Consider the following 14,864-nt stretch of genomic DNA (forward strand, 5'->3'; position numbering starts at 1 on the left):
TTTTTATCCCTAACAACGTTGAACACATTGTACAGGATAGACTTTTAGGCCGCGTTTAAAAAGCTTGTTAAACATTTAAGCGTATCAGGAAAAATACCTGATACGCTTTTTTATTGCGCTCACTAGCTTTAATCAAATAATGAGCCAGTAATCTTTGGCTTAAATTGATTTACCCACAAACTTGCTGCGGACTCTATCTAACAAAATATAGTTTACTGGCACCATTAACAAGGTGATAAAGGTAGCGAAAATAATACCAAAACCGAGTGACACCGCCATGGGGATCAAAAACTGAGCTTGGGTGGCTTTTTCAAACAATAAGGGCATTAAACCGATAAAAGTGGTTAAGCTGGTTAACATGATCGGCCGAAAACGTACTACTCCTGCGGTGGTAACCGCTTCGATTAGATCCATTCCTTCACTGCGCTTTTTATTGACAAAATCCACCAATACTAACGAATCGTTAACGACCACACCTATCAAGGCCAGCATGCCCAATAGGCTCATGATGGTTAGCTCCATGCCCATTACCCAATGCCCCATCACGGCCCCTATCATGCCAAAAGGGATAACACTCATGACGATAATCGGTTGCCAATAGGATTTAAACGGGATGGCTAACAAGGTGTAAATAACAAAAAACACAAATAACAGGGCCCAAGCCAACGAACCAAAAGACTCTGCTTGTTCTTTGGCTTCGCCTTCCATGGTGTAGTTCACCCCAGGATACTGTACCATTAAGTCATTTAAGTAAGTGCTTAGATCGGCTTGTAACACTGTCATGTTGGTATTGCTTTTTTCAATATCAGCACTGACGTTGAGGGTTCTGAAACGATCAATCCTTAAAATAGAGGTAGGACTTTGACCTGGAATAAGTTTGGCGACATGAGACAAAGGCACTGTACTACCACTTGGAGTAGTGATTAAAATATTTTGCAGATCAGCCACCGAGCGCCGCTCACTCAAGGGTAGACGCACCATCACCCGCACATCATCGCGGCCTCGTTGAATACGTTGAACTTGCGCACCAAAAAAGGAGTTACGGATTTGAGTTGAAACACTGACACGGTTGAGCCCCAAGGCTAAGCCTTGTTCGGTTAGTTCAACTTGCAGTTCTTGTTTACCGTCAGACATGCTATCGGCAATATCAAACACAGTAGGATAAGTGGATAAACGGCTTTTAATTAACTCCGCCACTTCTTGTAAGGTATCTAATGAATTGGCACTGAGTTGAATTTCAATAGGATTAGAACTACGGCCAATTTCGGCTCTGAACGTCAAACTTTCAGCACCGGGTATTTCACCAATCATATCGCGCCACTCAGCGACTAACTGGGTAGAGGTAATAGCCGATTCGCGTTTTTCAGCCGGAGTAATTTCAAAACGAACCTGGCCCGTATTAGAAGCCCCACCACGATTGCCGGTGGTAGCCAAAATGTTGAGGATCACACTTTCACCGCTGTCAGCATCACGGTATTTTTCTTGTAAGGTGCGGGCTTTGTTCGACATGTCGATAACATGATTATTCGTCACTTCAAAGGGCGTACCTGTGGGTAAAGTCAGGCTAACGCGCACTGTTTCACTAGGAATACGTGGGAAAAACACAAACTTGGTCCAGCCACTCATGATCAACGCCAAAATAATCAAAAAGGTACCGACAAACAGACTCAGAGTAGTCAGTTTATTATTTAGGGCGCGTTTTAAAATGGGTTGATAATATTTGATAATGCCGCGCTCAAAACCATCAGCAAAGCGCTGTTGAAACTGATCGAACTTAGAAGGTTTGCCTTTTTGATCCCGCAGTTTCAGGTATTTAAGGTGGGCAGGTAAGACAAACTTAGATTCAATTAAAGAAAACAATAAGACTGGGATCACGACGACCGGTAGTTGGGCAAACAAGGCTCCGCGGGCACCTTCAATAAAAGCCAAAGGCATAAACGCCGCTACCGTGGTAAGTACGCCAAAGGTCACTGGCGTAGCCACTTCTTGGGTACCAAGAATGGCCGCTTCTTCGCCGGATTTGGCGGTTTTGAGTTTGGTATAAACGTTTTCGCCCGTGACAATGGCATCGTCCACCACTATGCCTAGCACCAATATAAAACCAAACAAACTCATAATGTTGAGGGTTACGCCAAACAAAGGCATAGCTAAAAACGCGCCCATAAAAGATACCGGAATACCGATAAATACCCAAAAAGCGATGGCTGGACGTAAAAACAAAGTAAGTAAGGCCAGCACCAATACTCCACCTTGTAGAGCATTAGTGGTTAAGGTAGACAAACGACTTTTAACTAATTCTGAATCATCATCCCAATAACTGAGCTCAAACCCCTGTGGTAAATTGATTTGTTGTTCAACAATAAAGTCTTTCACTTCATCGGCCACAGTAATCGCACTTTGTGGGCCAATACGATACACATCTAAAAACGCCGCTTGTTTACCATTAAAACGAGTCCGCACCGGAGTCTCTTCAAAATCGTCACTAATATTCGCGATATCTCCTAAACGAATAAGCGTGCCGTCGGCCTGATTTTTTATCACTATGTTGGCAAATTCATCTTTACGATAAGCCTGACCTTTGGAGCGGATCAGTACGTCACCCCCATCGGTTTTTAAGTTACCTGCCGACACATCACTGCTAAAACTGCTGATAGCATTAGAAACTTGCGCCAAACTTAAGTTGTACTGACGTAAGGTGTCTTGGCTGATTTCCACGGCGATTTCGTAGTTACGCACACCACTTAGCTCAACCTGAGTAACATTGGGCAGTGTTAACAACTGGTCACGGATATGCTCGGCAAATTCACGGGTTTCTTTTTCGCCATAATCACTGGCGATGGTCACTGCTATAACTTCGCGTTTACGCTCAGCTAGCGCCACTATGGGTTTTTCTGCATCCACCGGAAAAGTATTAATCGCATCTACCCGGCTTTTGATATCGGCTAGCAACTCGCGGGGATCATAACCATTCTCGAGCTCGATATTCACCGAGGCCGAGCCTTCCGATGATCGGCTTGTGATATGTTTGATGCCTTCCAAATCCTGTACCGATTCTTCGATACGGATGGCTACACCTTGCTCCACATCTTCTGGGGTAGAGCCACGCAGCGATACCGATACACTAATAGTATCGCTTTCAAATGATGGGAAGACTTCAAGTGGGATTTGTGTAGTTAGCGAAAACAAGCCCGCTAATACTATGCTGATCAACAGTAAGTTAGCTGCCACATGATTTTTGGCAAACCAGGCTATCATGAGTTTGCTCCGCCAGACTTTTTAGCCCCATCGTTGCGCGGTTCTTGCCCCTTGAAGCCTTCTTGCCCTCTAATTTGATCTTGTCCTTTGATAGATACAGCCGTACCCGAACTCACTTGACCTAGTGGTGTTAACACTAATTGCTGACCAAACTCTAAACCACTGGCAATAATACTCTGTTGGCTGTTTTGCCAACGAATAACGATGTCTTTACGTTTAAGCACCCCCTGCTCCACAATATAGACATAACTACCCTGATAAATAGTGGCGTTAGGGATCATCAGCACACCAGATAACTCTCGGCCGCTAATTTGGGCTTTGACGTATTGGCCAATTTTTATTGGATATTTGTTAGTTGCAGTAGCTTTATAAGGATCGTTGATTTGTGCTACCACATAGAGTTGCTGCGCACCAGTATCAATAGCCCCTTCGGTACGGACCAAATTGCCTTGCCAATTTTGCTCACCCACTAAATCTGAATGAAACAACACCGGTGAGCCTAAAGGCGTGTTACCGGCACCACGAAACTGCTCGGGCAAATCCATCAATTCCAAGTCTTTGTTTTTGATCGGTAAACGAATTTCGACCTTATCAGTGGCGTAGATTTCAGCTAACTGACTGTTATTACTAACAACCTGCCCCACATCGACATTTTTGCTTAATACCCGCCCCGCATAAGGCGCAATAACTTTGGTGCGTTCTAAATTTAACTGGGATTTTTCAAGGGCTGCTTGGGCCGACAACACCTTGGCTTTGGCAGCTTCAAGTTGGGGTTTACGTAATACTAGGTTACTCGCCTGTTGACCATTACCTAAACGTTGCCAGTCAGTAAACGCTTGTTGTGCACGAGCTTCTTCTTCCAACAAAGTCTGCTGGGCGGTTAAGACATTGGCTTGAGCAGTTTTAACATCGGCAAGATGATCACGATCATCAATTTGCGCCAACACTTCACCCTGCTCAAAAAAACCACCTTCACGAAATTGTGCGGCAATGCTGATGATTTGGCCGGACACCTGCGCCACTAAGATGCTTTGAGTTCGGGGTTTGACTACTCCATAACTTTCGACCTGCACATGATATTGCAATGCTTCAAGTTTTTGGGTTTCTACCACAATTTTTGCGGTTTTAGGTGCCCCGCCCCGTTGGGCTTCTGGTGGATTTGCCAAAATAAAATTAAATGCCAGTACAGTCGCAATAACAATTACAGTGGGAAGAAGAATTTTTTTGAGAGTCATGATTACTGATCACTTGTAATGTTGTTGGCAGCAGAAAAATCACCACCTAGGGCGACATGTAAATTTACGCGATTACTAATAAGTTGATTTTTAAGCTCAATTAATGAGCTTTGTGCATCAAAGGAGCGACCTTGCGCATCTAGTACCGTGGTATAAGTCACTAATCCGGTTTTGTATTGCTCAAAAGCTAGTTGCTCTGCAATAACCGCATTATCTCGCGCCGCTAGGGTGGCTTGGTAACGGGCAGCGAGTGAGCTTTCTTGGCTAATAGCCGTCTCGACTGAATTAAATGCACTATACAGCGTATCTAAATATTGTTGCTCACCTTGTTTAAGTGTCAGCTTGGCAATGTTTTCATTAGCCTTTAGTTTGCCGTTATTAAAAATCGGCGCGCTGATACTGCCAATCAATGACCACGCTAAGCTACTGGGCGAAAACACATCAGAGAGTTTTTCACCACTGTCACTTAAGGAGGCACTGAGATTAAGGCTAGGAAAACGCTGTTTATGGGCGTAAGCCAAAGCCGCGTCTTTGGCTAATAACTGATACCAACTGGCGACCAATTCAGGTTTACGAGTAACTAATTCGCTGGGTAAACCTTGGGGAATAGTATTCTCTAACAAGGGGATTTTAGCACTTAAGGGCACCTGCCCTTTAGGATATTTGCCTAACAAACGCTCCAAAACACGTGAACTTTGTAAACTACTTGCCTGTTGCTGGGTAAGGCGTGAACGTTCGCTATGTAAGTTATTCCGAGCTAGATAAACATCAAGCGCGGCATTTAAACCTTGCTGGTAGCCCTGTTCAATAATATCCAAATTTTGTTCAGCATTATGGACACGGGCTTGATACAAAGCTTCTAGTTGCTGGGCACTTAAACTGTTAAACCACGCAATCACCACATCGGCGACTAACTGCTGCTTAGCCTGTTCAAAACTGGATTTTTGGGCCAAATAACTTAGATTGGCCTGACGCTGGGAAGCAGATAACTTACCCCATATATCCACTTCATAAGCAAGATTGAGACTGGCTGAACTGGTCGTAGCATAAGTAGTTGGTGTAGCACTTTTAGTACGACTATTACGCACCGACAAATCAAGACTTGGCAGCAAAGTTGCGCCACTGACAATAACACGCTGCTCTTCTATTTCTAGCTGATAGGCTTGCTGCAACAAGTTCTGATTATGTGTTAGTGCCTGTTGCACCAGTTTAAACAAAAAAGGCTGTTTAAACTCTTGTAGCCAGTTATCCTCAACGACTAAGGCTTGGCTCTGTTGATGCCAATTAGCAGGTATATCAGCTTTGCTCTGCTGGGAATAAGTCTGATGTTGAGTGCTACATGCACTCAACATCATAGACAAGAAAATCAAGCCAAATAGTGTGTTTTTGTTCATTATTTTTACAAATAAACCCAGTAGGGAGTTAACAGGCTACATTCAACCATTATTAAGTAAAGACCGACAATCACCTTTACTAAAATTTACGAAAATGTGTACAAATGTTTCACTCATTTAAATATGTTATTAAACACAAAAAAGCCCTGCACAGAGGCAGGGCTTAATGCTATACCTTTCACTTTTGAAACTGCACTTTATTGGCTGCGCTCATTCGCCGCCGTGCTATCCCAATAATAAGGGGTATAGAAGCTTTTTTCTAACGTTTAGGAAACATGCCACCCATACCACCGGGAGGCATCATACTTTTCATATTACGCATCATTTTGCCCATACCGCCACCCGTCATTTTTTTCATCATCTTTTGCATCTGGGTAAACTGTTTGAGCAAACGATTGATGTCTTGGATCTGGGTACCAGAGCCTGCAGCAATACGACGTTTTCTCGAACCATTAATCAAGTCTGGTTTGGCACGTTCATTAGGTGTCATCGAGTTGATAATGGATTCCATTTGATTAAAGGATTTATCGTTCGCTTTCTCTTTAACTTGCGCCGACATATTGCCCATACCGGGCATTTTGTCCATCAACGACATCATGCCGCCCATATCACGCATTTGTTCAAGTTGCTCTTTAAAGTCTTGTAAATCAAAGCCCTTACCCTTTTGCACTTTTTGTGCGAGCTTTTGGGCTTTTTCTTTATCAACCTTACGTTCAACTTCTTCGATTAAACTCAGTACGTCGCCCATGCCAAGAATGCGCGAGGCAATTCGATCTGGATGGAAGGCTTCTAGGGCATCCAGTTTTTCGCCCATACCAATAAACTTAATGGGCTTACCGGTAATATGACGTACTGACAACGCGGCACCACCACGGGCGTCACCGTCAGCTTTAGTTAAAATCACACCAGTTAAAGGTAAGGCATCGTTAAAGGCTTTAGCCGTATTAGCCGCATCCTGACCTGTCATGGCATCTACCACAAACAGAGTTTCGATAGGTTTAATGGCTTTATGTAGGGCCTGAATTTCGGCCATCATGTCGTTATCAATATGCAAACGACCGGCGGTATCCACTATCAATACATCGTAAAATTGTTTGCGAGCATGTTCGATAGCAGCCAGTGCGATATCGATGGGTTTTTGATTGATAGCTGAAGGGAAAAATCCCACTTCCAAATCTGTGGCTAGGGTTTCAAGTTGTTTGATAGCGGCGGGACGATAAACGTCAGCGCTGACCACTAATACTTTCTTTTTCTCGCGTTGCTTTAAAAAAGAAGCCAATTTACCTACAGAGGTGGTTTTACCCGCACCTTGTAAACCTGCCATTAATATTACTGCAGGAGGCTGAGCCGCTAAATTGAGCTTTTCGTTAGCCTGGCCCATTACCGCAACAAGTTCAGACTGAACTATTTTAATGAAAACCTGACCAGGGTTAAGGCTTTTTGATACTTCAGTACCAACCGCACGATTTTTAACCTGATTGATAAAATCACGCACCACTGGCAATGCCACATCGGCTTCAAGCAAGGCCATGCGGACTTCACGCAAGGTATCTTTAATATTGTCTTCAGTTAAACGGCCTTTGCCACTAATGTTTTTGAGGGTTTGCCCCAAACGTTCAGTCAAGTTCTCAAACATGGATATCTCTTTACCTGCTTTACCTAATGTAAAAAATTGCTGCCAGTATAGCGAAACCACTCCCAGATAAGAACATTCAATCGACAATAATGCCGTGATTTGTTTGTAACATAGTGAAATCAACAACAATAAACGCCACGGCTAATTGTCCTCTTGCAATCTTTGATTGAGTAAATTGCGCTGGCTGGGTATAAACCTTAAATATTTAGTGTTAGTTTATTGGCTGTTTGTAGCGTAATAGTTCTACAGAAGTTGGAGTGATTTGTGGTGTGTAATGGAAGATTGGCTCAATGATATTAGACCTCATCTGTTGTGGCTTGTATGCCTTGGCTGCAGGGATCATAGTCGCCGGATTATTTGCCCATCAAGGGCCTAAAAAAAACCAGGCCTCGCTCTTAGCTAGTGCAGCCCTCGGACTTCATGCTTTTATATTGGCAGACGGTGTATTGTTAGTACCTGGTCAGAATATGAGTATTTTGAATGTCGCCTCCTTGGTTGGCTGGCTTATTAGCGCCACGATGTTGCTGGCCTCATTTAAGTTACCCAACACCATTTTATTGCCCGTGGTTTATGGCTTTACGGCTTTAGTGGTACTAATTAATCCACTGATGCCCAATGTGCATATAATGCACTACGATATTCAACCCGCTTTGCTTATCCATATTGGATTTGCCCTATTAGCCTACGCCTGTTTGAGCATCGCTTTTTTATACGCCTTGCAGTTGGCCTATATCAACTTGCGCCTGAAAGAAAAAAAGGCCTCATTGTTACATTCATCTTTACCACCGTTAATGGCAGTTGAAACTATATTGTTCAAACTGCTGCTAGTCGGTACCGTGTTGCTAACCTTGTCGTTGATCAGTGGTTTTATTTTTTTAGAAAACATGTTTGCCAAAGAACAAGCCCATAAAACCGTATTATCTTTGTTAGCTTGGTTAATTTATAGCGTCATTTTATTTGGTCATGCCAAATTTGGCTGGCGTGGTAAACCAGTGATCACTGCCACCATTGTTGGCTCCATAATCTTGACCTTAGCCTATTTTGGTAGTCGTTTTGTACGCGAAGTACTGCTAGGTTAATCTCAAATCAACTTAAGTTAGCAAAAAGCCGCTTGAATAGTGCTGCATTAGCCCTTAAAGTCTGCGTTCATAAAATGATGAGGAAGTTTTTCGTTGGACAACATATCCACCAGTAGTTTGTTTATTCTCCTGGGTGTTTTTATTTTACTCTCCGCATTTTTTTCAAGTTCAGAAACAGGCATGATGTCGATAAATCGCTATCGTCTCAAACACTTGGAAAACGAAGGCAATAAAGCCGCGATCAGGGTCAGAAATTTAATCGATCGGCCTGATCGGCTGATAGGTCTTATCTTAATCGGCAATAATTTAGTCAATATTGCTGCTTCTATCATCGCAGGTATTATCGGTAGTCGTTTACTCGGTGATGATGTACTTGGTTTAGTGTTAACCACAGTGATCTTAACCTTCGTGGTACTCATTTTTGCTGAAGTTACGCCAAAAACAGTTGCAGCCTTGTATCCAGAAAAAATTGCGTTTCCTAGTTCAATTATTCTAACTCCCTTGTTACTGGTATTTTATCCCTTTGTTTATCTAATAAACGGCATTACCAATGGCATACTGGCCTTGTTTCGTATAAGTCCTATTGATGGCAGTGGTGATAGTTTAAGCCGTGAAGAGTTACGCACTGTAGTATTTGAAGCCGGTGCTATGATCCCCAAAAAACACCAAGATATGTTGGTGGGTATCTTGGATCTCGAAAAAGTCACCGCCGAAGACATCATGGTGCCGCGCAGTGACATAGTCGCTATTGACATCAATGACGACTGGAAAGACATTCAAAGACAATTAGTTAATGCTCAACATACACGAGTACTGTTGTACCGCGACAGCATCGATGATGCGGTAGGATTTGTACACGTACGTGATGCCTTAAGACTCTTGTCTAGAGATCAGTTTACCAAGGCCAGTTTGCTACGTGCTGTGCGTGAAATTTACTACACACCAGAGTCAACCCCGCTGCATACCTTGATGTATAAATTTCAGGCGGCTAAAGAACGTATCGGTTTAGTGGTCGATGAATACGGTGACATTCAGGGTTTAGTGACCCTCGAAGATATACTTGAAGAAATCATAGGTGATTTTACCACCAGCTTTTTACCCGACCACAGCAAAGAAGCCAACTTACAACAAGACGGCAGTGTATTAATCGACGGCAGTGTTAACGTCAGGGAACTCAATAAAGAACTCGACTGGAACTTCCCTACCGAAGGCCCAAAAACCTTAAATGGATTAATCCTCGAATATTTAGAAGACATTCCCCAAGCCAATATCAGCCTACGCTTAGCGGGCTATCCTATCGAAATTATCGAAATGAAAGATAATATGGTCAAAACGGTGCGGGTTATGCCGAAGCTTTATCGTGCCGAGAATGGCAAAGACGCTAGTAGTTTATCTGGGTAAAAGCGCTTATCGCTTCGCCACTAAGATTACGCGTTGCACTTACCAAGCCTTTTAAAGCATGCGCTGCGCTTATTTCGGTGTTTTTCAAGTGAGTCGAGCCTCGGGACGAGGTTTGAAAAATCGCCATGAATGGCGTAAGCGAAGCGCATGCACTGTCGCGCAGCGATGCCGTTAAAAGTAAGCAAATCGCATGGTTTAAACAGCGTTTAAATTCTTCTCGCGATTACTTTTGATTTTATTTTTGAGCATTTCCACTTTGTCATTCAGGTTTTGCAGCTTGCCAAAAATCTCCCGAAGTTCATCATCAGGCGTCAACTGGGATTCTGCAACATGGTGTTCCAACACTTGTTGCAAATATGCGGGTAGGCTTTTTGCTTTCATTTTAGTGTTATCGGTTTTGATCCTGAATAACTAAAGTTTACTTCAACTCAAATTGTTGCATACACGGATGATAAAACTCCGAGAGTACTCCCGAACTGATATTTATATCATAGTCGATGATAGCCATACTGGCAGTGTCAAATAAACTAGCTTGTTTATTCTCCAATAATTCAGCCATCAAAAAACTGATCAATGGCATATGGCTAACTAAAATCACAGTTTCAAGCATGGGATTTTCATGCAAAAAACCATCTAAGATAAGGTGCATAGCCCGCGCTTTAGCACTTGGGATGAGCTCTACAACATCACGCTTTTGTTTAACCTTCAGCCCAGCACTTAAACCTTCAAAGGTTTGTTGGGCTCGCACATAAGGGCTTACTAAAGCAAGGCTAATAGCTTGATTATTAAGCACACGGCTTGCTAACCATTTGCCTGCTTCTTTTGCCTGACGTCTGCCGTCCGCTGTCAAATTTCGCATTTTATCCGAAGAATTACTGGCTTCAGCCTCTCCGTGCCGCATGACAATTAATTTCATAAATTTCATTAGGGGGACTTTCAGTACAATAATATAACAAATAACCTATATAAAAATCTGTAGAGTGATAAATTTAGTTTATGCTTGATAAGATTTAATTATGTGGATATATAACTTTGCTTAAAAGCGCCACGGATCTACGCCAATATGCACACATTACTCTGCCAAATGGCATGGGTGTTTTGGTGGTTGAAGATCTAAAAAGTCAAAAATCAGCCTGCTCTGCCACTTTACACGTTGGTCATTTTGATGATCATGATGACTGTCATGGTTTGAGTCACTTACTCGAACACTTGTTATTTCTGGGCAATGCGTCATATCAACAAGCCAATGCCTTAAGTAATTTTGTCGCTCAACACGGCGGCAGTATTAATGCTTCTACCGCAACCGAATATACCAGTTACTTTTTTGATGTATTAAGCGAACAGCTCGACGAAGCCCTAGCTCAGTTTGCTGCCATGCTCAGCAGCCCTTTGCTTGCAGAAGCTTATATCGCCAAGGAAATTCAAGCGATTGATGCTGAATACCTATTAAAACAAAAAGACGATTTGCGGCGTTTGTATCAGGTACATAAAGAAACCTGTAATCCAAAGCATCCTTTTAGTAAATTTTCAGTTGGAAATAATCAAACTTTCGGGGCATTCACGCCTTCACAACTCAAAGACAAACTGCACAGTTTTCATCAACGTTTTTATCAGCCTGCCAATCTTAGATTATGCGTAGTCAGTCAATTACCTTTAGCAAAAACTAAAAACTTGATAGAAAAACATTTTAAACACTGGCAAAACACCACACCGCTTGAAAATCCTGAATACCCACCTTTGTACCTTGAGCACCACCTAGGTTTACAAATTAATATTGAGCCACTGCAACATGCTCAACGTTTGATTATTACTTTTGCCTTGCCTAGCCAGCATGATTTTTATCGCACAAAACCCTTGGCATTTTTGAGTCACATTTTGGGTGACGAAGGACAGGGATGTTTACTGGATTATTACAAGTCTCAAAATTGGGCAACCAGTCTCAGTGCCGGAGGTGGTATTGATGGAGCTAATTTTAAAGACTTTAATATTAACCTACAGCTCACCCAACAAGGTCTGACTAAAGTCGATAATATCGTACGTACGTTGTTTTCATATTTGCAATTAATCAGCACAGAAGGGCTTGAATCTTGGCGACTTGAGGAGCTAAGAGTCTTAAATAATCTGATGTGGAATTATTCAGAGCCACTAAAACCCATTGATGAAGCTTTAAAACTTTCCCATGCCATGTTTGACTATCCGAGCGAACATTATTTGGCAGGTGACTACCTACTTGATCAGCCGAGTGTCACCTTAATTGAGCAAATGCTCGCACTATTTAAACCGCAAAATATGCGCCTCAAACTTATTCATAAAGCTCTGCAAACCGACAAAGTTGCACGTTGGTACGATACTCCCTATAAAACAATTGCCCTTTCATCAGGACGCTTAGCTGACTATGCCAATCCACCGGCAATCACCCAACTTAAACTACCTCAAGCCAACCGTTATTTGCCAGATTGTAGCCTAGTGAAAAATCTGCAAGAAGAGTTCAAGTTACCTAAACGACTAGTCAATGAACAAGGGCTGGAATTATGGTTTGGGCAGGATCATAAATTTTTGCAAGCTAAAGGCGATTGTTTTATTACTTTTGATTGTGCTACAAGTGCCAATGGCATCACCACGGCAACCCACAAACGTTTATGGGTTGCATTGATTAACGAAAAACTAAAACAAAAATATTATCAGGCCAACCTTGCCGGTATGCATTTTCATTTATATCCCCACCAGGGTGGTTTCTCGCTGCAAACCAATGGTTTCAGTGCTAGGCAGCTGGAGTTTTGTACCCAGCTATTAACTCAAATTGTATTGTCTGAAGATTTTGCAGGGAGTTTTGAACAAATCAAAGCCAATCAACTGCAGGCTTTAGGTAATAGCTTGTTAAATAAACCAATTAACCGCTTGTTCTCGCTTTTAGCGGTATTAATGCAACAGTATAACTATGCGCCAATCGACATGGCAGAAATCATGTTTGAAACACAATTAAGCGATATACTGACCACCAAAGACCAGTTATTTGCTAGTTTTTACATGGAAGGCATGATGTTTGGTAACTGGGGCATAGAAGATACCCATGAAGTATTGTTGAAAGTAAAACAATTCCGCAGAGAACATCAGGTTAACCCACCAGTTAAAAAAGGGTTGGCTGATTTGCGTCATGTACCAAGCCAGATACACCATGTTGATAGCCAGCATCCTGATGATGCTGTGGTGTGTTATTTCCAAGCACCAAGTGCCAGCATCCAAGATACCGCATTAACTATCTTGCTTGAGCAATTACTGGCAACGCCTTTCTTTAATCAAATGCGGACCGAACGCCAATTGGGTTATTTAGTGGGCAGTGGTTACTTGCCCTATAACCAACATCCCGGCATTGCCTTGTATATTCAGTCACCACATCAATCTGCCCAACAGTTGCTGGTGGCTATCCACGGGTTTATCAACGAATTCCGTGCTCAACTATTAACTTATCAAGAAATCTGGCCATCTTTAAAGTCTAGTGTAATGCGCCAGTTAAGTGAAAACGACACACATTTAAGTATGCAAAGCCAACGACTTTGGATGGCCATTGGCAACAAAGATTTTAATTTTGAGCATCAAGCTAAAATGACAAAAGTACTTGAACAACTGACTTTTGCTGACATCATCAATTTTTGTGAAAAATGGATAAAACGCGAACAATTTGGTGAGTTAATTTTGATCAGCAGCAAAAACCCAAAGTGGCAAGATTCACCATCTCAACAGGTGATCGGCTCAATATCAGAGTTTAAAAAAACCAGTAATTACCTGCATTAATACCCTAATCAGCTAAAAAACAATCAATCAATCAAAATATGTTAATACTTTATTGCTTTTTCGGTGATAAATGCTTGTAGGCAGTCACTATTTTCGGCATATTTACGCACTGGCAATAAGGATATGCGCCGTATAACTCTAATAACAACAAGGTAGCAACACTACCTGTGGGTGTGAAGTGCATATTCGCTATTTAAAAAACTTAAGCTTCTTTTGGTTGTATCTTGCATTAAGCACTTGCTTAGTTTTGCCTGCCCATGCTTTAAACTCAGAATTTCAAAATTTCTCTATGGCTCAAGGCCTCTCGCAAAGTACAGTTTCAGACATAATTGAAGATAAACGTGGTTTTATGTGGTTCGCCACTTTCAATGGTTTGAACCGCTTTGATGGTTATGAATTCAAACAATATCTACATACCCCCAAGATCAAAGGTTCTCTTCCAGACAATCTTATTAAACAATTAATTTTAGATAGTGAAGGTAATCTTTGGATTGGTACACTTTCAGGTCTTGCCCGATACGATGAAAAATTAGATATTTTTATTACATACAACAGATCCAACAGTTCATTACAAAACAACGACATACTTACCCTAGCTCTAAATGCCATGGGCCAATTGCTTGTTGCAGATGATAAAAACCTCTATTTGTATGAAGCTCAAACTGATACGTTTGTTGTCATGCAAACAATTGGAGCCTCCTTACCACCAGAAATAAAATTTATATTCAGTGAAAAAGATAAAACATGGATTGGTAGTTTAGGTCACGGAATTTTCATTTTAGATAACCAAACTAATTATTTATATAGCTTAAAAGATACAAATCCTTGGAATGTGAAGGTAAGTGCAACACATCTTTTTGATTTACTAAAAACAGGTTCCACTTACTGGCTCGCAACTAATTTAGGTGCCTATAAATATCAAAGTGATAATTTTGAATTAACTCACATTGATACTAACTCTCGACCAGCCATTGTGGGAGGTGAAGTCAGGAGTTTGGCAGAAGATCATTTAGGTAGAATTTGGTTTGCAACTACCATGGGGCTGAGTGTATTGGACCCTAAAGATGAGTCT

At 41.9% G+C, this 14,864-nt stretch carries 10 protein-coding genes; 4 read left to right on the forward strand and 6 right to left on the reverse strand.

From position 1 onward, the window contains the following. Positions 1-159: 159 nt before the first annotated feature. The 4 genes from AX660_RS05005 to ffh all read right to left on the reverse strand — a co-directional run bounded on the left by AX660_RS05005 (position 160) and on the right by ffh (position 7,520). Positions 160-3,255 (reverse strand): efflux RND transporter permease subunit, encoded by a 3,096-nt coding sequence (locus AX660_RS05005; protein WP_068373412.1) that lies wholly within the window; start codon positions 3,253-3,255, stop codon positions 160-162. Next, positions 3,252-4,490: an efflux RND transporter periplasmic adaptor subunit gene (locus AX660_RS05010; RefSeq protein ID WP_068373415.1), complete on the reverse strand. Its 1,239-nt coding sequence runs from the start codon at positions 4,488-4,490 to the stop codon at positions 3,252-3,254. Before AX660_RS05010 ends, AX660_RS05005 begins: the two co-directional genes overlap by 4 nt. A gap of 2 nt (positions 4,491-4,492) precedes the next feature. Next, on the reverse strand, positions 4,493-5,884 hold the full coding sequence (locus tag AX660_RS05015) for an efflux transporter outer membrane subunit (protein ID WP_235594655.1): 1,392 nt from the start codon (positions 5,882-5,884) through the stop codon (positions 4,493-4,495). A gap of 259 nt (positions 5,885-6,143) precedes the next feature. Next, positions 6,144-7,520, reverse strand: a complete 1,377-nt coding sequence (gene ffh, locus AX660_RS05020; RefSeq protein ID WP_068375219.1) for a signal recognition particle protein — start codon at positions 7,518-7,520, stop codon at positions 6,144-6,146. Positions 7,521-7,810: 290 nt separating this feature from the next. On the opposite strand from ffh, the gene AX660_RS05025 reads away from it, so the two are divergent. Beyond that, on the forward strand, positions 7,811-8,599 hold the full coding sequence (locus AX660_RS05025; protein ID WP_068373418.1) for a cytochrome C assembly family protein: 789 nt from the start codon (positions 7,811-7,813) through the stop codon (positions 8,597-8,599). Positions 8,600-8,692: 93 nt separating this feature from the next. Further along, positions 8,693-10,000 carry an HlyC/CorC family transporter gene (locus AX660_RS05030; protein ID WP_068373421.1) on the forward strand — a complete coding sequence of 436 codons (1,308 nt, stop codon included), beginning with the start codon at positions 8,693-8,695 and terminating at the stop codon, positions 9,998-10,000. A gap of 195 nt (positions 10,001-10,195) precedes the next feature. Here the strand turns inward: AX660_RS05030 and AX660_RS05035 are convergent, their stop codons facing one another. Together AX660_RS05035 and sixA are read right to left on the reverse strand one after the other, a co-directional pair. Next, positions 10,196-10,381 (reverse strand): hypothetical protein, encoded by a 186-nt coding sequence (locus AX660_RS05035; protein ID WP_068373424.1) that lies wholly within the window; start codon positions 10,379-10,381, stop codon positions 10,196-10,198. A gap of 37 nt (positions 10,382-10,418) precedes the next feature. Next, a complete protein-coding gene (gene sixA, locus AX660_RS05040) occupies positions 10,419-10,916 on the reverse strand; it encodes a phosphohistidine phosphatase SixA (protein WP_157884305.1) in 498 nt (165 codons plus the stop codon). Between the two features lie 116 nt (positions 10,917-11,032). Here sixA and AX660_RS05045 point away from each other — a divergent pair, with 116 nt between their 5' ends. After that, on the forward strand, positions 11,033-13,792 hold the full coding sequence (locus AX660_RS05045) for an insulinase family protein (RefSeq protein ID WP_068373432.1): 2,760 nt from the start codon (positions 11,033-11,035) through the stop codon (positions 13,790-13,792). A gap of 178 nt (positions 13,793-13,970) precedes the next feature. Next, on the forward strand, positions 13,971-14,864 hold an 894-nt coding region (locus tag AX660_RS05050; RefSeq protein ID WP_327082844.1), incomplete at its 3' end, for a ligand-binding sensor domain-containing protein.

Source organism: Paraglaciecola hydrolytica, assembly GCF_001565895.1.
In the GTDB taxonomy this organism is placed as follows: domain Bacteria; phylum Pseudomonadota; class Gammaproteobacteria; order Enterobacterales; family Alteromonadaceae; genus Paraglaciecola; species Paraglaciecola hydrolytica.